The organism is Streptomyces sp. NPDC033229 (assembly GCF_055576875.1).
In genome coordinates this window covers 66,124-86,255 of the sequence record NZ_JBVIQR010000006.1, presented here as the reverse complement: position 1 = coordinate 86,255, position 20,132 = coordinate 66,124, and the positions used below count along the sequence as shown (strand labels likewise).

General features: G+C 73.2%; 13 protein-coding genes and 1 riboswitch. Of the genes, 1 reads left to right on the top strand and 12 read right to left on the bottom strand.

The genetic code is table 11. The features are described from left to right. Positions 1-129: 129 nt before the first annotated feature. Together ACZ53N_RS07820 and ACZ53N_RS07815 are read right to left on the bottom strand one after the other, a co-directional pair. Positions 130-540 carry a rodlin gene (locus tag ACZ53N_RS07820; RefSeq protein ID WP_469140044.1) on the bottom strand — a complete coding sequence of 137 codons (411 nt, stop codon included), beginning with the start codon at positions 538-540 and terminating at the stop codon, positions 130-132. 344 nt (positions 541-884) lie between these two features. After that, positions 885-1,358 carry a C40 family peptidase gene (locus tag ACZ53N_RS07815; RefSeq protein WP_469140043.1) on the bottom strand — a complete coding sequence of 158 codons (474 nt, stop codon included), beginning with the start codon at positions 1,356-1,358 and terminating at the stop codon, positions 885-887. Between the two features lie 4 nt (positions 1,359-1,362). Continuing rightward, a riboswitch (cyclic di-AMP (ydaO/yuaA leader) is annotated at positions 1,363-1,527 on the bottom strand. A 545-nt stretch (positions 1,528-2,072) separates the two neighbouring features. Between ACZ53N_RS07815 and ACZ53N_RS07810 the strand changes: the two genes are divergently transcribed. Beyond that, entirely contained in the window at positions 2,073-3,272 is a 1,200-nt protein-coding gene (locus ACZ53N_RS07810) for a cytochrome P450 family protein (protein WP_469140042.1), read from the top strand. Between the two features lie 85 nt (positions 3,273-3,357). Here ACZ53N_RS07810 and ACZ53N_RS07805 read toward each other — a convergent pair whose 3' ends face one another. The 10 genes from ACZ53N_RS07805 to ACZ53N_RS07760 all read right to left on the bottom strand — a co-directional run bounded on the left by ACZ53N_RS07805 (position 3,358) and on the right by ACZ53N_RS07760 (position 20,095). Then, complete coding sequence (locus ACZ53N_RS07805) at positions 3,358-3,567, bottom strand: hypothetical protein (RefSeq protein ID WP_469140041.1); 210 nt, start codon at positions 3,565-3,567, stop codon at positions 3,358-3,360. Between the two features lie 155 nt (positions 3,568-3,722). Then, positions 3,723-5,003 (bottom strand): MFS transporter, encoded by a 1,281-nt coding sequence (locus ACZ53N_RS07800; protein WP_469140040.1) that lies wholly within the window; start codon positions 5,001-5,003, stop codon positions 3,723-3,725. A 30-nt stretch (positions 5,004-5,033) separates the two neighbouring features. Then, entirely contained in the window at positions 5,034-6,611 is a 1,578-nt protein-coding gene (locus ACZ53N_RS07795) for an amino acid adenylation domain-containing protein (protein WP_469140039.1), read from the bottom strand. A gap of 41 nt (positions 6,612-6,652) precedes the next feature. Continuing rightward, entirely contained in the window at positions 6,653-9,850 is a 3,198-nt protein-coding gene (locus tag ACZ53N_RS07790) for an amino acid adenylation domain-containing protein (protein WP_469140038.1), read from the bottom strand. A 50-nt stretch (positions 9,851-9,900) separates the two neighbouring features. Beyond that, positions 9,901-13,092 (bottom strand): non-ribosomal peptide synthetase, encoded by a 3,192-nt coding sequence (locus tag ACZ53N_RS07785; protein ID WP_469140037.1) that lies wholly within the window; start codon positions 13,090-13,092, stop codon positions 9,901-9,903. Then, entirely contained in the window at positions 13,089-14,858 is a 1,770-nt protein-coding gene (locus tag ACZ53N_RS07780; RefSeq protein ID WP_469140036.1) for a condensation domain-containing protein, read from the bottom strand. The genes ACZ53N_RS07785 and ACZ53N_RS07780 overlap by 4 nt, the downstream gene beginning before the upstream one ends. Positions 14,859-14,891: 33 nt before the next feature. Next, complete coding sequence (locus ACZ53N_RS07775; protein ID WP_469140035.1) at positions 14,892-15,110, bottom strand: MbtH family protein; 219 nt, start codon at positions 15,108-15,110, stop codon at positions 14,892-14,894. Positions 15,111-15,307: 197 nt separating this feature from the next. After that, positions 15,308-17,563: a pyridoxal-phosphate dependent enzyme gene (locus tag ACZ53N_RS07770; RefSeq protein WP_469140034.1), complete on the bottom strand. Its 2,256-nt coding sequence runs from the start codon at positions 17,561-17,563 to the stop codon at positions 15,308-15,310. A 2-nt stretch (positions 17,564-17,565) separates the two neighbouring features. Further along, complete coding sequence (locus ACZ53N_RS07765) at positions 17,566-18,573, bottom strand: GHMP family kinase ATP-binding protein (RefSeq protein WP_469140033.1); 1,008 nt, start codon at positions 18,571-18,573, stop codon at positions 17,566-17,568. After that, on the bottom strand, positions 18,536-20,095 hold the full coding sequence (locus ACZ53N_RS07760) for a lyase family protein (RefSeq protein ID WP_469140032.1): 1,560 nt from the start codon (positions 20,093-20,095) through the stop codon (positions 18,536-18,538). Before ACZ53N_RS07760 ends, ACZ53N_RS07765 begins: the two co-directional genes overlap by 38 nt. Positions 20,096-20,132: the final 37 nt, after the last annotated feature.

Below are 20,132 nucleotides of genomic sequence, written 5' to 3'. Positions count from 1 at the left end.
CGGACCCCGAGCCCCCGTGATAATCCGCCCGTTGGACAAGGTGATCAATTGCGTCGGCATACGAGAATCCCCCTGCTCCGGATCCCGCGTACCCGGAGCAGGGGGATGAACACCAAAGGCTCCTGGCCGTCAGTGCCCGTCGTGCACGCTGTTCCCGGAACCGTTGCCCGACAGGATCGGAATCTCGTCCAGGATGTGCGACAGCTGGTCGTCCCCGTCGCTGATCGTGGAGTTGTCGGTGCACTGCTGCTGCTGCTGCGACGTGAGGATCGGGATGTCCTGGACACCGATGTTGATCAGCGCGATGAGGGACTGGAGGCCGATCTTGCCGATGCCGAGGCACGGCTTGTTGAGCGTGCCCTGGATCAGGCTCATCTGCGGGCTTTGCTCGCCGCCGGTCTTGGTGTTGCCGTAACCGGTCTTCGCAGCGTTGCCATTGGCGACGTCGTTGTTGTCGTTGCCGATCGCCATCGCGGGAGCGGTGATGGCGCCGACCGCGGAAACCGTCATCGCGGTCGTGGCGAGTACCTTCTTGAGCACGTCCATGCCTTTCGATCGATTAGCGCCCCTCACAAGGAAGCGACCTGAGTAACTCCGGTCGATTTAAGAAGTTCCGGACATTCACTCATTTGAGCCAGCCGGATCATGGGCGGCGACATCGAAAGGCAACCGTCAAACGACCCCGGCCCACCGGGAGACAGGGCGGGCAATTACGCGCGCACGCGGGGCGCGCCTTCGGGAGCGGCCAATGGGGTGACGGGCGCCCGGGCGTTTCGGATTCGGGCTGGTAGCGTGCTGCGCGCAGCGGTGCCTCCGCGGCCGTCAGCCCGCCCGGACATGCCCCCACAAGAGCGTCCGGGCGGGCTTTTGCACAGCCTCAAGGGCTACTTGACGCGGCCGTACCAGACACTGTTCGTCCAGATCTTCTCCAGCCGCACGGACTTGCCCGGCTTCGGAGAGTGCCAGATCTGATTCTTCCCGGCGTAGATCCCCACGTGGTAGACGTTGCTGCCCGAGTGGAAGAACACCAGGTCGCCCGGCTGACGTGAGCCGGACGAAAGATGCCTGGTCTTGTTGTACTGCGAAGCCGCGGTGCGCGGCAGTGCCTTACCCGCCTTCTTGAAGGCGTACAGCGTCAGGCCCGAGCAGTCGAAACGGTTCGGACCGGTGGCGCCGTACTGATACGGCGACCCCTTCTTGGAGGCCGCGATCTGCAGCGCCTTCGTTCCCGGAGTCGCCGCCTGTGCGTCGGTTGCCAGTGACGGGATCAGCATCGACGCGGTGACGGTGGCTGCGGTCAGAACCGATGCGGTTCCGGCCCGGGAAAGGAGTGCGGGTATGCCAGGGAACGCAGACATGCCAAAGCCCTTCGTCATCCGCCTACGAAAGGTGACCTGTCGGGTTCGGGCTGACAAAGTTGCCCGGCCACATACGTGGCTTCACCCCAAGAACCACTGCCATCGTGGTTCGTCGTGCTTGGGTCTCCCGCTCCTGCCGATCCTTGATCTGAATCTGCACCCGGACGGCGGCAGGACTCGGCGTCCGCCCGGGTCGCCCGCCTCTGTGACGGGTTCTTGTGTTCGAGCAAAGATCCTGCATCATCAACCACTCAAAACCAGAGCCCAAACAGCCTTCTGTGAACTTGTTCACTTCGCGTCGACTCAAGGAACCGGAGGCCGATTTCACCCCGCCCGAACCCCTGTCAACAGCCCTCATGCAGCGGAAATCAGCGTCGGGCCGAGCGTGAAATCGACTGGATATCAAGGGAGTTACCGGCGGTCGCGGCCGACCCCCGCAGGGCGTCGACAGAGCGGCCCGGCGCGCGTCCGCCGGTTCCGTGGGCCATGCCGCCCGGTGACTGAATAACAGCCTCCGCATTGCGTGCGAACCCGTCGGATCGACGAGTGATGAGCGATCAGGGCCCCGCGCGTTCGCGCGCGATGACGACGACTCCTCCCCGCACCCCTCGAAGTGTGGACAACCCCCCATTTGATGCTAGGGTCGGCCCATCAAGTGGGGGGTAATCCCCATTTGAGCTCCGGTCATGCTCCCGGACGACGAAGGGAACGCTTGTGTCCACGCCAACTCTCGAGGACCTCACGCCCGTCGGCACGGACTTCGCCAAGGACCCGTATCCGCTCTACGCGAGCCTGCGGGAGCGGGGCCCCGTCCATCGGGTGCGCACCCCCGACGGGCGCGAGTCATGGCTGATCGTCGGCAACGACGAGGCCCGGGCCGCCCTGACGGACCCCCGGCTGCGCAACGACATCCGCTACTCGCCGGACTGGGAGGACGACGGCGGCTACGCGATCGGCCTGAACATGCTCCAGGTCGACCCGCCGCACCACACGCGCCTGCGCAAGTTCGTCGCCAAGGAGTTCACCCCGCGCCGCATCGAGGCGCTGCGCCCCCGCATCGCGCGGTGGACCGACGAGCTCCTGGACGCGATGCTGCCGCTCGGCCGCGCCGACCTCGTGGAATCCTTCGCGCTGCCGCTGCCCCTGACGGTCATCTGCGAACTGCTCGGCGTGCCCGTCGGTGACCGCCCCGCCTTCCGCGAGTGGTCCAACGAGGTCGTGCTGCCCAGCAGCCCGGAAGCCGCCGGCGCCGCCGCCCAGGCGATGACCGCCTACTTCGTCTCGCTCATCGAGGCCAAGCGGCATGCGCCCGGCGACGATCTCCTCAGCGCCCTGACCACCGCCACGGACGACGACGGCGACCGGCTCTCACCCGACGAACTGCTGGGCATGGCCTTCGTCCTGCTCGTCGCCGGCCACGAGACCACCGTCAACCTCATCTCCAGCGGCGTCCACGAGCTGCTGCGCCACCCCGACCAGCTGGCGGCGCTGCGCGCCGACTGGTCCCTGCTCGACGGCGCGATCGAGGAGATGCTCCGCTACGACTGCCCGGTGGAGCGGTGCGCCTTCCGCTACACCGCCGAGCCGGTGGAGATCGGCGGCACCACCATCCCCGCCAGGGAACCGGTGATCGTCGTGCTCGCCGCGGCGGCCCGTGACCCCCGGCACTTCCCCGAGCCCGACCGCTTCGACATCCGCCGCGAGGCCCGCGGGCACCTCGCCTTCGGCCACGGCGTCCACCACTGCATCGGCGCCCCGCTCGCCCGGATGGAGGCGGCCATCGCCCTCAAGGCGCTGCTGGAGCGCTGCCCGGACCTCGCCTTCGACATCGACCCCGCCCACCTCGCCTGGCGGCCCAGCATGGCGCTGCGCGGACTGATCGGCCTGCCCGTGAGGTTCACGCCGCAGCGGTAGCGCGGCTTCCCGGGGCGTACGTACGGCAGTGGCCCGAGCCCGTCGGTCTCCGAAGGGTTCGGGCCACTGCCGTGGCGGGCCGGCCTCAGCCGCCCGAGCCGGCGGGCGGGCGGTTGTCGGGCACCTCACGGCCCGGCCACATGTCGCCCCGCTCGTCCGGCCGCACGCCGCCCCGCTCGCGCAGCGGCGGGAGCACCGCGTCCAGTTCCTGGTCGTTCGCCAGGTGGGCGGCCTCGGCGGCGCCGCGCAGGACGTCGCGGCTCACAGCGTCGCGGGCCGCGCTGAGCCGGACCACGTAACCGTCCTTGGCCAGGGCGTACTCATGGGATCCCGCCGTGGAGCGGTGCCACGTGCCGCCCTCCCGCCGTCGTCACCGATGACGCCGACGGACTGGGCGGCCACCTCGAAGCCGGGCACGCTCGTGACGTGGATCAGCTCGATCACGCTCCCTCATGCCGCTTTCACGGGCTCCGAGGAGAGCGGAGTCGTCTTGAAATCACGCATCGTGCGCAGCGGTGAGCACAGCAGCACCAGCGGGGCGAGCACCAGTCCGGCCGCGAAGATCCACAGCGTCTCCCGGACGCCGATGAGTTCGCCGAGGGCGCCGGCCAGCAGGCCGCTCAGCGGGAGGACGCCCCAGACCAGGAAGCGCATCGTGGCCGTCATCCGGCCGAGCAGGTGCGGCGGGCACTCCGTCTGGCGGTACGTCACCTGGCAGATGTTGTAGAGGGTGATGCCCGCCGACTGGATGACCGCGCCGAGGACGAACAGGCCGATCCGCCAGTCCTTCTCCGCGAGCGGCAGCAGCAGTCCGAACGGCGCGGTGACCAGCAGGGACAGCCAGGTGAGCCGGGCCGCGCCGATGGCCTTGGAGAGCCGGCCGACGACGAGCGCGCCGAGCATCGCACCGATCGTGGATACGGCAAGCACCCAGCCGACCGCCGCCGCCGGCAGCCCGACCGTCCGGCTGAGGAAGAGGACCTCAAGGGTGATGGTCGCGCTGAGGAAGAGGTTGGTCGCCGCGGTGTTGAGGGCGATGAGCCGCAGGATGCGGTGGCCCAGGACGTAGGACAGGCCCTCGCGGATGTCCGTGAGCAACCCGCCCTCGCGGTCCGCGGCGGGCGGCTCCTCGCGGGCGTCGATGCGCCCGAGGAGAATCACGGAGGCCAGCGAGGTGACGGCCTGGCCGGCTATCGTCCCGGCCGCGCCGAAGGCCTGGACCAGGAATCCGGCGATGCCGGGGCCGCCGAGCTCGGCGGCGGAACGGACCGTCTCCAGCTTGGAGTTCCCCTCGATCAGCTCGGAGTCCCCGACCAGCGTGGGCAGATAGCTCTGGTCCGCGACGTCGCCGAAGAGCCGGGCGCAGCCCAGCAGCAGCGCCACGGTGTAGAGCAGGGCCATGGAGTGCAGGTCCAGCAGGTACGCGAGGGGGACGGCGGTGAACAGCACGACGCGCACCGCGTCCGCGGCGATCATGACGTTGCGGCGGCGCATCCGGTCGACCCACGCCCCGGCGGGCAGTCCGAGCACCAGCGCGGCCGCCTGTTCCGCGGCGGCCAGCAGGCCGACCTCCCAGGGCGAGGCGTGCAGGGTGAGCACGGCCATCAGCGGGAGTGCGACGTAGGTGATGCTGCTGCCCAGTTCGTTGCAGATGTGGGAGGACATGAACAGCCGGAAGTCGCGGCGGCGCCGGCGGTCGGGCGCGGCGCGTTCCGCGGTGGAGACGGACACCTGGGGTTTCCTTACGTGGGGATCGTCGGTCTAGCGGGACGAGGCGGCGGCGAGCGGCCGGTCCGCTGTCCTCGCGGGGTCCGGCAGGGCGCGGGGGTCGAGCTTGCCGCCGGGGGTGCGCGGCAGCTCGGCCAGCACGACGACATGGGACGGTACGAGGTAGCCGGGCACCCTGTCACCGAGAAATCGGCGGATGTCGTCGGGCTCCACGGTGGTGCCGGGGGCGGCCACGACGTAGGCGGCCAGCTGAGGTTCGTCCCGGTCGCGCAGGGCGCGGGCCACCACCTCCTCGACCGCCGGGTGCGCGGCGACGGCCGCCTCGACCTCCTTGAGCTCCACCCGGTGCCCCCGGATCTTGACCTGGTCGTCGGAGCGGCCGAGGAACGCGAGCGTCCCGTCGGCGCCGCGCCGGACGCGGTCCCCGGTCCGGTACATGCGCGCGCCCCGCTCGGTGGTGAAGGGGTCGGCGACGAACCGCTCGGCCGTCGGGCCCGGCCGGCCGTGGTAGCCGCGGGCCAGGCAGCCGCCCCCGATGTACAGCTCGCCGGCCTCGTCCGGGGCGGCTTCGCGCAGTTCGCCGTCCAGGACGTAGGCGCGGGCGCCCGGCAGCGGTACACCGAGGGGGATCACCTCGTCGCCGGGGCGCCCGGCGAGTGCCTGGGGTCGCGGCTCGTAGGTGGTGGCGGTGATCGTCGTCTCGGTGAGGCCGTAGGAGCTGATGACCGGCGGGCCGCCGGCGGCGAACCAGCGGACCAGGTCGGCGATCCGGCCGGCGTCGCTGCCGATCACCACCTGGCGCAGCGCCCGGGGCAGGGCCCGGGGGCGCCGCTCGACGTCCCGGGCCCACTGCGCCCAGTAGGGGGTGGGCAGATTGACCAGGGTGACGTGGTGGTCGGCGAGGAACGGCTCCAGTTCGGCGGGCGAGAGGACGTTGTCCTCGACGAACACCGCGGCGCCGCCGGTGCACCAGGTGGGTACGGCCTCCTCCAGCGACACGTCGAAGGCGGGGGCCGCGAACTGCAGCACCCGGTCGTCGGCCGTCAGGGCGTACCGTCCGGCGAGTGCCGTGGCCTGGTGGGTGAGGGCGGCGTGGGTGACGGCGACGGGCTTGGGCGCGCCGGTCGAGCCGGAGGTGAAGAGCACGTACGCGAGCGAGCCCGGCGCGATGTCCGCGACGGGGCCGCCTTCGGCGCCCGCGGCGGCGGCCGCTTCGTCGGTGGCGGCCCAGAACAGCTCGGTCCCGCACCGGGTGCGCAGCTCGGCGGCGTCGGCGCGGGAGGGGACGACGGCGTGCCGGGCACGGGCCGCGGTGACGAGGGTGCGCAGCCGCTCGTCGGGGGCGTCGAGGTCGACGGGCAGCAGGGCGGCGCCGGTGTACCAGATGCCGAGCAGGCCGACGGCCCAGTGGGCGCCTCGGCGTACGCCGAGGACGACGGTGTCCTCGGGGCCGGCTCCGGCGGCGCGCAGGTCGCGGGCCAGGGCGCGGGCGCGCCGGTCCAGTTGACGGTAGGTCAGTTCCTGGCCGGGGCCGCTGACGGCGGTCGCGTCGGGGGTCCGGGCCGCCTGGCGCGCGATGCGCAGCGGGACGGGGGTGTCCGTCCGGGTCATGGGGGGGGTCTCCTCTCGAGGGGGCGGGGTGCGGCGGCGGGTCAGCCGGTCGCGGTCTGCCGGGCGCGCGGGCGCAGGGCCGGTCGGGCGGGCGCGGGGGTGGCCGTGGCGAGCCGGGCCACGACGCCGGCCGGGGTGGGCGTCTCGAAGAGGTCCCGGATGCTCACCTCGGCGCCGAGGGCGGTGCGGATCCGGCCGACGAGGCGGGCGGCGAGCAGGGAGTGGCCGCCGTGGGCGAAGAAGTCGTCGTCGAGGCCGGCTTCGGGGAGGCCGAGGACCTCGGCGAAGATCGCGCAGACGGTCCGCTCGTGCTCGGTGCCCGGGGCCCGGCCCACGGTCCGGTGCACGGCCTGGGGGGCGGGCAGGGCCTTGCGGTCGAGCTTGCCGTTGGTGGTGAGGGGGAACGTCGCGAGGTGCAGGAACAGGGACGGGACCATGTAGTTCGGCAGTGCGGCGCCGAGCGCGGCCCGCACCTCCTCGGGCGTGGCGGTGCCGGTGAAGTAGGAGATCAGGCGCTGTCCGCCGGCGCCGTCGCGGTCCACGGCGACGACGGCCTCGGTGACGCCGTCCACGGCGCGCAGGGCGGTCTCGACCTCGCCGAGCTCGATGCGGTTGCCGCGGATCTTGACCTGGTGGTCCTGGCGGCCGAGGAAGTCGAGCTGGCCGTCGGCGCGCAGCCGCGCCAGGTCTCCGGTGCGGTACATCCGCGCGCCGGGCTCGGTGGCGAAGGGGTCCGGGACGTAGCGCTCGGCCGTGCGGCGGGGGTCGCCGAGGTAGCCGGGTCCCACGCCGGTGCCGGCGATGAACAGCTCGCCGGGGACGCCGGGCGGCACCGGTGCGAGGCCCTGGTCGAGGATGTAGAGCCGGTTGTTGCGCAGTGGCCTGCCCACCGGCAGCCGTCCCTGGTCGAGTTGGGCGGTGACCTCGTGGGTGATGAAGGCGTGGGTGTTGTCGTCCGAGCACTCGGTGAGGCCGTAGGCGTTGATGATGGCCGCCGACGGGTAGCGGGCGTACCAGCGTTCGCACAGCTCGGGGGGCAGCACCTCGCCGTTGACGATGAACCAGCGCAGCGCGGGCAGCGCGGGCGCGGGCGTGCCGCCGTCCCACAGGTCCACGGCGGCGCGGACGAAGGAGGGGACGGTCTCCAGGACGGTGATGCCCCTGCGTGTGGCCTCGTCGAAGAGCGCGGCGGCGTCGCGTGCCATGTCACGGCCGACGAGGTGGACCCGGCCGCCGACGATCAGCGGGGCAAGCATCTGCCAGACGGAGATGTCGAAGGTGAGCGGGGCGTTCATCACCACGCGGTCCGTGGCGGTCAGCCGCAGGTCCTCGATCTTGGCGAGCAGATGGTTGTTCATGCCGCGGCGGTGGACCATGGCGCCCTTGGGCTTGCCGGTCGAGCCGGAGGTGAAGCAGACGTAGGCCAGCGCGTCGCGGCCCCCGGCGAGGGGCGGGCGCTGCCCGGATTCCTCGGTGTCGTCGAGCGTGAGGACCCGGACGGAGCCGCCGGTGGCGGCGGCGATCTCGTCGGCGCGGGCCCGCTGGGCGGGGGCGGCGAGGAGCCAGCCCACTCCCCCGGCGACGAGCAGGTCACTGGTGCGGCCCACGGGTCCTTCGGGGTCCAGGGGGATGTAGGCGGCGCCGGCGCCGAGGATGCCGAGCAGGGCGACGGGGACCCGGGTGGTGGGCTCGGACAGCACCGCGACCAGGGAGCCCGCTCCGGCGCCGGCGGCCAGCAGTCGGTGGCTGAGCGCGTCCGCCCGGGCGACGAGCCGCCCGTAGGTGATCTCTTCGGTGGCGTCCGTGACGGCGACGGCGTCCGGGGCGCGCTCGGCGACGGCCCGGACCCGCTCGACGAGTTCGGCGTAGTCCTCGTCCCGGTCGGTGTCGTTCCACTCCACCAGGACCCGGTGCCGTTCGGCTGGCGAGAGGGTGTCCAGCCGGCCCACGGTCAGGCCGGGGTCGGCGGCCACGGCGTCGAGGATCCGCACCAGGCGGGCCAGCATGGCGTCCGCCTCGTCCCGGTCGAAGACGTCCGCGCGGTAGTCGATCTGGAGGCACAGGCGCGGCCCGGGGACGGCGGTCAGCGTGAGCGGGTAGTGCGCGGCGTCGTAGGGGTCGACGCCGGTGACGCGCAGTTCGCCGGCGGAGAGCGCGGCCAGGCCCGCCGGGTCGACGGGGTAGTTCTGGAAGGCGACGCAGGAGTCGAAGAGTTCACCGGCCCCGGCCAGCCGCTGGATCTCGACGAGGTCGAGGTGGTGGTGGTCGATGAGCCGGGCCTGCTCCTCCTGGAGGCGGCCGAAGAGGCCGGTCAGCGGCTCGGAGCGGTCGATGCGCACCCGGACGGGGACGGTGTTGATGAGCAGGCCCACGATGTCGGCGACGCCGGGCAGTTCCGGTGAGCGGCCGCTGACGATGGCGCCGAAGACGACGTCGTCGCTGCGGATGCGCTGGCCGAGCAGCACTGCCCAGGCGCCCTGGATCATGATGCTGAGGGTGAGCCGGTGACCGCGGGCGAGTTCGGTGAGGCGGGCGGTGGCGGACTCGGTCAGCTCGGTCTCCACCCGGTCCGGCAGCCCGCCGCCGGGGCCGGTGGCCGTCGGCGCGGTGCGGCTGCCGCCGGCGAGGCCCGACAGGGCCCGGCCCCACTCCTCACGGGCCGCCTCGCGGTCGCGGTCGCCGAGCCAGGTGAGGAAGGACGCGTAGGGCGTGGCGGCGGGCAGCGGGTCGGTGCCGGGTGCCGCGTGGTAGAGGGCGAGCATCTCGCGGACGAGGACCGGCCAGGACCAGCCGTCCATGAGGATGTGGTGGTACGTCAGGAGCAGCCGGTGCTGGTCGGGGCCGGTGCGGATCAGGGTGAAGCGCAGCAGGGGGGCGCGGGTCAGGTCGAAGCGGCGCCTGCGGTCCTCGTCCAGCAGCCGGTCGGTCGCGGCCTCGCGCGCGGCCTCGTCCAGCCCGGTGAGGTCGGCGTCCTCCCACGGCGCGCGCACGCCCTTCTGGACGACCTGCGCGGGGTCGCCGTTGGAGCGGCGCAGGAACCCGGCGCGGAGGTTGGCGTGGCGTTCCACGACCGCGTCGGCCGCCTGCCGCAGCCGGTCGGCGTCGAGCGGGCCGTCGAGGTGGAGGGCCAACTGGGCTACGTAGACGTCGAGTTCGCTCTCGTCGTACTGGGCGTGGAAGAGGATGCCGGCTTGGAGGGGGGCGAGCGGCAGGACGTCTTCGATGCGGGACTGGCTCACAGCGGGTGTTCCTTCGAGGTCGGGTGGGGCGGTGGTGGCGGCGGGGGCGGTCAGAGCGGCCGGTGGCGGCGGGCGCGCCGGACGACCGGGGGTTCCCCGTCGTCCGTGCCGGTGGTGCCGGCGTCGAGGAGGGCGGCCAGTTCGGCGATCGTGGGGCCGGCGAAGAACTGCCGGACGCTCACCACCGCGCCGAGCGTGGAGCGGATGTCCGACAGCAGTTGGGCGGCCAGAAGGGAGTGCCCGCCGAGGTCGAAGAAGTTCTCGCGGGTGCCGACGCGTTCACGGCCGAGCACGCGCTGCCAGATCGCGCACAGGGCCCGCTCCCCCGCGGTCTCCGGCGCGGTGGGGGAACCGGCGGCCGTGACCGGCTCCGGTGCGGGCAGCGCCCGCAGGTCGACCTTGCCGTTGGGGGTCACGGGGAAGCGGTCGAGGACGAGGAGGGAGGCGGGGACCATGTAGTCCGGGAGTCGGCGGGCCAGGTGGTCGCGGAGTTCACCCGGTGCGGGCGCGGGTTGTCCGTCGGCGGGCACGGCGTAACCGGCCAGCGAGCGGCCGGCACCGGAGTCGACCACCGTGACGGCGGCCTGGCCGACGCGGGGGTGGTCGGCGAGGGCCGCCTCGACCTCGCCGGGCTCGATGCGGAAGCCCCGGATCTTGACCTGGCGGTCCGTGCGGCCGAGATACTCCACCTGGCCGTGCGCGTTCCACCGGGCGCGGTCGCCGGTCCGGTACATCCGCTCCCCCGCCGGGCCGAACGGGCAGGCGACGAAGCGTTCCGCGGTCAGGGCGGGGCGGCCCAGATAGCCGCGGGCGAGGCCCGATCCGGCGAGGTACAGCTCGCCCGTCACCCCGGGCGGCACGGGGGCGAGGCGGTCGTCGAGGACGTAGGCGCGGGTGCCGTCCAGGGGCCGGCCGATCGGTACCTGGTCGGCCGCGACCTCGTGGCCGGGGCGCATGGCGAAGGTCGCGGCGAAGGTGGTGGTCTCGGTGGGCCCGTAGGCGTTGGTCACCGTGGTGTCCGGGCAGGCGGCCAGCACCCGGCGGACCATCGGCGGCGAGGCGGCCTCGCCACCGGTCATGACCTCGCGCAGCGACGCCAATTGCGGCAGGCACCGGTCGGCCAGCACGTTGAACAGGGCGGCGGTCAGGAAGGTGCCGGTGACGCGCCGGTCGGCCAGGAGGCGGGCCAGCTCGTCCACGTCGAGCTCGCCGGGCGGGGCCACGACGACCAGTCCGCCGGTCAGCAGGGGCACCCACATCTCGTAGGTGGAGGCGTCGAAGGCGTGCGGCGAGCGGAACAGCACCCGCTCGTGCGCGCCGCCGCGCCAGCGCCGGTCCAGGGCGAGGGCGGCCACCTCGCGGTGCGGTACGGCGACGCCCTTGGGGACACCGGTGGACCCCGAGGTGTACATGACGTAGGCGAGGGCGTCGGGGTGCCCGGCGGCAGCCGGCGCTCCGGCGGCCCCGGGCAGCGGCTCGGCGTCGTCGCCGAGCCGCAGGGTGTGCCGGACGGCGGGCTGTCGGTCGAGGTCCGCGTCGGTCACCAGGACCGCCGCGCCGGTGTCGGCGACGATGGCGGCGGTCCGGTCGTGCGGCGCCCGGGCGTCGAGGGGGACGTACGCGCCTCCGGCCTTCAGGATGCCCAGGCAGGCCGCGATCAGCTCGACGGAACGTTCCATGAGGACGGCGACGGCGTCGCCCGGGCGCACCCCGAGGGCGGTGAGCCGGTGGGCGATCCGGGTGGCGCGCTCGTCGAGTTCGCCGTAGGTGATCTCCCGCGCGCCGCTGACGGCGGCGGTCCGGTCCGGGTGGGCGCGGACCCGCTCGGCGAAGAGGCCGTGCACGGTGTGTGCGCCCGCTTCGGGCGCCGGGCCCTGCCAGCCTTCGAGGACGTCGTGGCGTTCGGCGGGGGCGAGGACGTCGAGCCGGCTGATGGGCGCGGCGGGGTCGCGGACGACCGCGCGCAGGACCCGGACGAGGCGGTCGAGCATCCGCCGGGCGGTGTCCTCGTCGAAGAGGTCGGTGGCGTACTCCAGGGCGAGGCCGATCCCGGCGGGGGCGCCGGTGGCCGCGTCGGTGTGCTCGTCGACCTCCAGGGTCAGGTCGAACTTGGCGGTGCCGGTGCGGACGGGCTCGATCACCAGGTCCAGTCCGGGGAACCGGGGGTCCGCACCACCGGTGCTCTGGGCGGCGACGGCGACCTGGAACAGCGGGTGCCGGGACGCGGACCGGGCCGGGTTGAGCTGCTCCACCAGGGCCTCGAAGGGGACGTCCTGATGGGCGTGGGCCTCCAGGACGGTGTCGCGGACCCGGTCGAGCAGCGTCTCGAAGGAGGGGTCGCCACCGGTGTCGGCGCGGACGACGAGGGTGTTGACGAAGAAGCCGACCAGGTCCTGCAGGGCTTCGTCGTCCCGGCCGTCCATGGGGCAGCCGAGTGGCAGGTCCGTGCCCGCGCCGAGCCGGGTGAGCAGCGCGGCGAACGCGGCCTGCACGGCCATGAAGGGGGTGGCCCGCCGGTCGCGGGCGAGGTCGGCCAGGGCGGTGTGCGACCGTGCGTCGAGGGTGGCTTGGACGACCGCGCCCCGGTGCGTGGCCAGCGCCGGCCGGGTCCGGTCGGTGGGCAGCGTCAGCTCCGTGGGCAGCTCCGCGAGGACCTTGGACCAGTGGCTCAGCTGCCGGGCGACGAGGCTGGCGGAGTCGCCCGCGTCGCCCAGCAGGTCCCGCTGCCACAGGGCGAAGTCAGGGTACTGCACGGGGAGTTCGGGCCACTGGGGGTCGGTGTGCGCGAGCCGGGCGGCGTAGGCGGCGGCGAGGTCGCGTACGAGCAGTTCCAGCGACCGGCCGTCGCCCGCGATGTGATGCAGGACGAGCAGGAGGTAGTGGTCGTCGTCGCCGTGGACGAGGAGGTCGGCGCGCAGCGGCGGTTCGGTGGCGAGGTCGAAGGTGTGCCGGGCCGCGGCCCGTACGCGCTCCTGGCGCGCACCGGCGGGGCAGTGGGTCACGGTCCAGGCCGGCGGTGCCTGGGCGGGGTCGAGGACGAGCTGGTGGGGGCGCCCCTCGTGGTCGGGGTAGACGGTGCGCAGCGCCTCGTGCCGGGCACTCACGTCGGCGAGGGCGGCGCGCAGCGCCTCGCGGTCGAGGGTGCCGCGCAGTCGCAGGCCGACGGGGATGTTGTAGAGCGCGCCGTCGCCCGTGCGGTCGAGGAACCACAGCCGCTGCTGGGCGTGGGACAGAGGGATCACAGCAACTCCCCGAGCTGGGATGCGAAGTCGTCGAGATCGGCCTGGCTGATCTCGGAGTGGGACACGTCGGAGGGGGTCAGGCCGCCCGCGCCGGGCAGTTCGGTGTGCGTGACGATGGCGGTCAGCATGGCGAACCACTCGTCGGCGAGGGCCTTCACCCGGGCGGCCGGGTAGGCGTCGGGGGCCCAGGTCCAGGTGGCGCTGAGGGTCAGTCCGCCGGGGCCTTCGTGGGCGGCGGAGTTGACCTCGATGGCGTGGGCCATGGGCAGGCCGTCGTCGGCGGCGTCGAGGGCGAAGTCGTGCCCGGGGGCGGCCGCCCAGTCGGCGGCGTCGCCCATCGGGAACCGGCCCAGGTAGTTGAACCCGATCTCCGGGATGCCCGGCCCGGCGAGGCCGGGGCCGGTGCGGGAGTTGAGGTGGCGCAGCATGCCGAAGCCGATGCCGTGGTCGGGCACGGCCCGCAGGCCCTCCTTGACCAGCCGCAGGGCGGTGCCGACGGTGTGGCCGCCGGAGCGGGCGTCGGCGAGGTCCGGGCGGCCGAGTGCGAAGCGGACGGGGTAGACGGTGGTGAACCAGCCGACGGTGCGGGACAGGTCCAGGCCGTCCACGATGTCCTCGCGGCCGTGGCCCTCGACGTCGACGAGGACCGCGCCGCTCTCGTCGCTCCCCCGGTCGCGGCGCCAGCCGAGCACGGCGAGCGCCAGACCGGTGAGCAGGACGTCGTTGACGGTGCCGTTGACGAGTGCGGGTGCGGTGGTGAGCAGCGGGCCGGTGATCTCCGGGGGGAGGGTGAGGGTGTGCCGGCACTCCTCGGTCTCGGGGCCGAGGGCGAGGGTCGAGACTCCGCCGAGCGGTGCCGGGTCGGTGCGCAGGGTGCGCTGCCACGCGTCGGCCTCCGCCATCCGGCGGCCGTGGGTGGCCTCGGTGAGCAGCACGGTCGACCAGTGGTGGAAGGGGGTGGGCGCCGGGTCGAGACCGACTTCGCCGCCGCGGGACAGCGTCTGCCAGCCGGAGCGCAGGTCGTCCTGGAGGATGCGCCAGGAGACCCCGTCGACGGCCAGGTGGTGGACGAGGAGCGCGAGGCGTCCTTGCCGGCCGGGCCCGCGGTCGAGCAGAACGGCCCGGAGCATGACCCCGTCCCGCGGTGACAGCAGCCGCCGGGCGTGGCGCATCCGGTCCCGGGTGAGTGCGGGCAGGGCGTCGTCGGTGATGTCGCTCGCGTCGAGGCTTTCGATCAGGTCGGCCGCGCGGACGCCGCCGGGCGGCTCGATGACCGGTTCCCACACCGGCGCGCCGGTGCCGGCGGGCAGGCGCAGCCGGAGCGCGTCGTGGGTGTCGAGCAGTGCCTGGAGGAGCGTCTCGGCCGCCCGGGCGTCCAGACCCGGGGGTGTGCGGAGTACGAGCGACTGGTGGTAGGTGTCGACCGGGCCGCCCAGTTCGCGGAGCCAGTGCATGATCGGGGTGGGGTGGAGGGGGCCGGTGCGGCGTGGGGGGACGCGCGGGGCGGTGCTCTCCGGTTCGCGGGCGGCGGCTGCCAGCGCGCGGACGGTGTCCTTGCGCAGGACTTCGCGGGTGCTGACGACGAGTCCGGCCAGCCGGGCGCGGCTGACCACCTGGATGGCCAGGATGCTGTCGCCGCCCAGGCCGATGAAGCTCTCGTCGGGGCCGACCCGCGGGACGCCCAGGACGTCCGCGAACAGAGCGCACAGGATTTCTTCGTGGCCGGTCCGCACGGGCGTGGTGCCCTGGCGCGGTGCGTCAAACATGGTGGATCTCCTCGGGCTCGCCTGTCACCGTCGTCACGGACGCGGGTCGCCCATGGCGGCCGCGAGGCTCGCGGGGCGCATGTCCGTCCAGTGCGCTTCGACGTAGTCGAGGCAGCCCTGCCGGGTGTCCTCGCCGTGGGCCGTCGTCCAGCCGGCGGGGACGGGGTTGGTGGCGGGCCACAGGGAGTGCTGGTTCTCGTCGTTCCTCAGCACGAGGTAGGTGGCGGCGTCGTTCTCGAAGGGGTTGCTCATGGTGGGTCACCTCAGTGGTGTTGGGGGCCGCCGCCCGTGGACGGGCGGGCGGCAGGGAGGAAGGGGAGTTGTCAGGCCGTGGCGTGACGGCTGGGCTGAGCCGAGAACCAGCCCGTCCGGCGATTGAGGACGCGCCCGCAGGGCGCCCGCCGCCGCAGGCGGCCAGGACGCGCCCGCAGAGGGACAGCCGGGCAGGCCTAGTCCTCGATGGTGAGCGTCAGCCGACGCAGGGCCGAGTCCAGGGCGTCGGCCACCTGCCGCCCGGAGTCCGCACGGGCGATGACGTGGCCGAGCCGGTCGGCGGCGCCGCGTGCGGTGCGCACGGTGTCTCCGGGCGCGGCGGTGAGGGTGACGGCCTCGATGCCGTCCAAGGCGCGTACAACGTCGGTGCCTTCGACGGCGGTCAGCTGCCCGTCGGCGTGGGCGAGGAGGAACTGGATGCCCGCGTATCCGTCGGTGTCGGGCTTGAGCTCCGGCGGCAGACCGACGGCGACCCGCAGTTGCTGCTCAAGGAGCCGTACGCCGCCGGCCCGGCGGACGAGTTCGGGGATCATGCCCCCGGCCAACCGGGGGTTGATCTCGATGACGCTCGCACCGGCCGCGGTGAGCTTGACCTCGGTGTGGGTGGCGCCGAGGCGTACGCCGGCCGCGTCCAGGGCGGCGCGGACGGTTTCGGTGATCTCCTCGGCCGTGGCGGGCGGCAGGTCGGCGGGGAAGATGTGGCGGTGCTCGACGAAGTGCGGTCCGTCGGTGACGGTCTTCGCGGTGATGCCCACACATGCGGTGCCGCCGTCCCAGGAGAACATCTCCACGCTGAACTCCGGCGCGTCCACGTACTCCTCGACCAGCACGCTTTTGGCCGTGGGCAGGCCGCGTACGTTCGTGCGCACCGCGAGGATCCGGGCCGCGTGGGCGGTGGCCGTCGCCTCGTCCGCGCACAGCAGGACGTTGGTGGAGCCGGAGTCGTCGACGGGCTTGACCACGCACGGCAGCCCGACCCGGGCGACGGCGGCCGCGACCTCGTCCGCCTCGCGCACGACCGCGAACCGCGGCTGGCGGACCCCGGCCGCGGCGAGGGTCTCCCGCAGGGTGGCCTTGTTGCGGCAGGTGGTCATGGCCTCGGCGGGGTTGCCCGGAAGGCCGAGCCAGTGCGCGAGTTCGGCGACGACGGGGACGTAGAAGTCGCTGGTGGTGGTGATGCCGGCGATCTCCTCGCGGCGGAACCGCTCCTGGATCACCCGGCGCAGCTCGGGTTGGGAGTTGGCGTCGCAGACGATGATCTCGCAGCCCGTGTCCGCCAGCCCGGCGTAGCGGTCGGGGTCGCCGGTGAGCAGGACGGGGACGGTGTCCAGCTCGCGGGCGAGGTCCAGGGCGAGCATGCCGGTGCCGGTGGTGTTGGACTCGACGAACAGCAGGTGTCGGAGCACCTCGCCGGGGGCCTGGAAGGGCATGTGCGACCAGGTCAGGGCGGTGTCGCCGGGGCGGACGGCCCGAGGTGCGGGAGCGGTGGGCAGCTCGCTCACCTCGTGTCGGGCCCAGTGCTCGTCGCTGTAGACGGTATCGGCGTAGCGGTCGCCGCGGTCGGGGAAGATGCCGACGACACGGGTGCCGGGCGCGGCCGTGGCGGCGAGCGAGCCGAGTACGCGGTAGACGGAGCCGGAGGTGTTGCCCGCGAAGATCTGCTGCTCGCGGGCGAGGTCCCAGGCGGCGGCGAAGGCCTCGTGGTCGTTGAGCCAGTGCACCTCGTCGATGAGCGAGCGGTCGAGGTTCTTGGGCAGCAGGCTGTTGCCGAGTCCGCTCTGGAGGCGCTGGGGCACGTCCGGCTGGCCGAACAGGGCGCTGCCGACGCAGTCGACCCCCACCACGCGCAGGCCGGGCAGGGAATCCTTGAGGGCGCGCGCCGAGCCGCACAGCGAACCGCCGCTGCCGGTGGCGCCGACCAGGACGTCGAAGCCGCCGAGGTCGCGCAGGAGTTCCTCGGCGAGGGTGCGGTAGGCGCCGGGGTTGTCGGGGTTGGTGTACTGCTGCGGCCAGAACGCGCCGGGCAGGTCGCGCATCAGCTCTGCCAGCCGTTCCAGTCGGGCGCTCTGCCAGCCGTGGCTGGTCATGGCCTCGACGATGTGCACCTCGCAGCCCAGGGCGCGGAGTTTGGCCAGGGTGATCGGGTCGATGCGCGGGTCGGTGACGATGTGCACGGCGTGGCCGAGGGAGCGGCCCACCAGCGCGACGCCGAGCGCCATGGTGCCCGACGAGCTCTCGATGATCGGGGCGCCGGGCAGCAGGGTGCCCAGCCGCCGGGCCTCCAGGACGATGTTGCGGGCGACGCGGTCCTTCATGGCGAAGGGGTTCTGCAGCTCCAGCTTGGCGTAGACCTCCACGCCCCGGTCCTCGCCCAGCCGCAGCCGTACCAGCGGCGTGTGACCGATCGCGTCGGTCATGGTGTCGAACAGCATGCTCAGGTCTCCAGCTCGTGGCTCGGGTGGGCGCTCGGGTGGGCACCGGGGGGCGGATCGGCGTGCGGCGTCGCCGGGGTCCAGCGGTCGCCGGTGCCCAAGGCGCGGTGGACGGAGACCTCGCCGCCGAGCGGCGCACAGCCGGCGCGGATGTGCTCGGTCTTGCCGGCCAGCCCCGGGTCGGCGGTTTCGAGGAGGACGCCGAGCATGGTGCCGCTGTGCGCGAGGACCAGACCGAGGCCGTCGACCTCGTGGCACAGGCGGCGCAGGTCCTCGAATCCGCCGCGGGCCCGGTGCCGGGCATTCATCTCGGCGCTGCGGGTGGCGACGGCGCCGACGGTGCGCAGGTCGCGGGTCGCGACCGCGTCGGTCAGCAGGCCGAGGAGGGCGGCGTACTCGCGGCGTTCCTCGGCGTCGAACACCTTGGCCTTGCGGTTGTGGGTGACGGTGTCGACCTGGCCGCCCTCGTCGTGGGCGACGACCGTGAGCGGGGGCAGCGCGCCCAGCCGGTGGCCGAGGCGCACATCGCGGTGGTGGAAGGCGACGATCTCGTCGTACATGACGCCGTCGGCGGGTTCGATGCCCCGTAGGAACGCCTCGGTCTCGGCCGGGGTGAACGTCACGTCCCACGCCGCGCCGACCGCCCGTACGGTGGCCACCAGGTCGGCGGACGAGCTCGCCAGGCCCTTGCCCTCCGGCAGTTCGCCGCTGATGTCCAGCAGGCCGCCGCCGCGCACCCCGAGGGAGGCGAGGACCTGGGCCGCGACGCGGCGGGACTTGCCCTTGTGCGCCGGGCGGACGACGATCGCGTCGGCGTCCGGGTCGTGGTGGAAGACGGCGGTGGCCCAGCGGGCTATCGGGAAGGTGACGAGGAATTCGCCGCGCGGCTCGGGCAGGGCCCCTTGCAGCAGTTCCCCGAACGTTCCGAAGGCCCGTCCGACGCCGGTCCGGGTGCCCGGCCCTCTTTCGTGTTCAGCGCGGTCGGCGCTCGTCACCATCGGTACCGACATGGCTCTCACCCCGCTCCGTCTCCCGGCCCAGCGCCCGGTCCGTCTCCTGTGCGCCGGCCCGCAGGGCCGCCGACCGCCGCGCCCACTGCTCGCGCAGCCGCTCGTACTCCTCCTGCTGTGTGCGCAGCAGCTCGCGCACGGCCTCGGGGTGGGCCGATCCGGCGGACGACATGCGCTCCAGTCCGCGCCGGACGTCGAAGGCCTCGGCGAGCAGCTCCGCCGGGTCCTCGAGGGTGATGCCCTTCTCGGCGGCGGCCTCGCGCAGCAGGTCCGCGTCACCCGGGGCCGGGGGGAGCCCGGCGGCGGCGGCCAGCACGATGTACCGGCCGGCGACGACCTGGGCGGTGCGCCAGGGCACGCCCCGGTTCAGGGTGAGGGAGTTGGCGAGGCTGAATCCGCCGAGGAACTCCCGCTCGCACACCTCGCGCATGCGGTCCGCCCGGAAGGTCAGCCGGCGCAGCACCTCGGTGAACAGCCGTACCGTGCCGTGCGCCGATTCGAAGGCGTTCAGCAGGTGGGTGCCGGCTTCCTTGGAGACCTCCACCAGGTTGCAGAAGGGGGTGTTGCGCTGGCCGAGCAGGCCGTCGAGGTGGAAGGCGGCGAGGTGTGCGGTGCGGCCGCGGACGCGTTCCAGGACGGGGTAGTTCTTCTTCTGCGGCATGGCGGAGGAGATGCCGGACAGTTCGTCGGGCAGTTCGATGAAGCCGTATTCGCTGCTGCCCCAGGTGAGCAGGTCGGTGGTGAAGCGGCTGAGGGCGGCGCCGAGGAGGCTGAGTTCCGCGGTGATCTCCGTGCTCCAGCGTCGGGAGGCGACCGAGGTCAGGGCGCTGGGCTGGGGCCGGGCGAAGCCGAGGAGGCGGGCCATCCGGTCGCGGTCCCAGGCGAGTTCCTGGCCGGCCATGGCTCCGGCGCCCAGGGGGCAGGCGTCGAGGCCGTCGTAGGTCGCGAGCAGCCGCCGCTGGGTGTGCAGCACCTGCTCGCTGACCGCGGCGAGATAGAAGCCGGGGGTGATGATCTGCGCGGCCTGGAAGTGGGTGTACCCCGGCATGGGCAGCTCGCGGGTCGACTCCGCCAACCGGTGGGCGACGGTGCCGAATTCGAGGAGGGCCTCGGCGAAGTGGGCGAGGCGGGCGCGGCCGAACATCAGCTGGGCGCACGACTGGAGGTCGTTGCGGCTGCGGTCGACGTGCCAGCGCGTCACCGGCTTCGCCAGGCCCTCCTCGACGTGGCGTTCGAGGGCGAAGGCGATGTCCGACATGTTGGCACCGGGGCGCGCGGTGAGGGTGTCGGGGCCGACGCCGTCGAGCAGGATGGCAATGGCGTGGGCCTCGCCGGGGGTGACGAGCCCCATCCGCTCGTACTCGGCCGCGAGCACCTTCTCGATGGCGACGTAGTGGCCCATCAGGTGCCGGGACTCGAACCTGAACTGGGGGTCCAGCACCTCGTCGTGCAGCAGCTCGCTCGGCCCGCTGCCGATCCGGCCGCTGAGCGCGGCCGGCGGGCCGGTGTGTTCGCTTCTCACGTGGTCTTCCGTTCCGTTGCGAAGAGGTCTGCGGGTG

What these genes read in the sequence shown, in the direction of transcription:
- ACZ53N_RS07795 (WP_469140039.1), bottom strand. Translation starts at nt 6,611, where the DNA reads ATGACCCGGACGGACACCCCCGTCCCGCTGCGCATCGCGCGCCAGGCG.
- ACZ53N_RS07770 (WP_469140034.1), bottom strand. Translation starts at nt 17,563, where the DNA reads ATGCTGTTCGACACCATGACCGACGCGATCGGTCACACGCCGCTGGTA.
- ACZ53N_RS07815 (WP_469140043.1), bottom strand. Translation starts at nt 1,358, where the DNA reads ATGTCTGCGTTCCCTGGCATACCCGCACTCCTTTCCCGGGCCGGAACC.
- ACZ53N_RS07780 (WP_469140036.1), bottom strand. Translation starts at nt 14,858, where the DNA reads ATGTTTGACGCACCGCGCCAGGGCACCACGCCCGTGCGGACCGGCCAC.
- ACZ53N_RS07775 (WP_469140035.1), bottom strand. Translation starts at nt 15,110, where the DNA reads ATGAGCAACCCCTTCGAGAACGACGCCGCCACCTACCTCGTGCTGAGG.
- ACZ53N_RS07765 (WP_469140033.1), bottom strand. Translation starts at nt 18,573, where the DNA reads ATGTCGGTACCGATGGTGACGAGCGCCGACCGCGCTGAACACGAAAGA.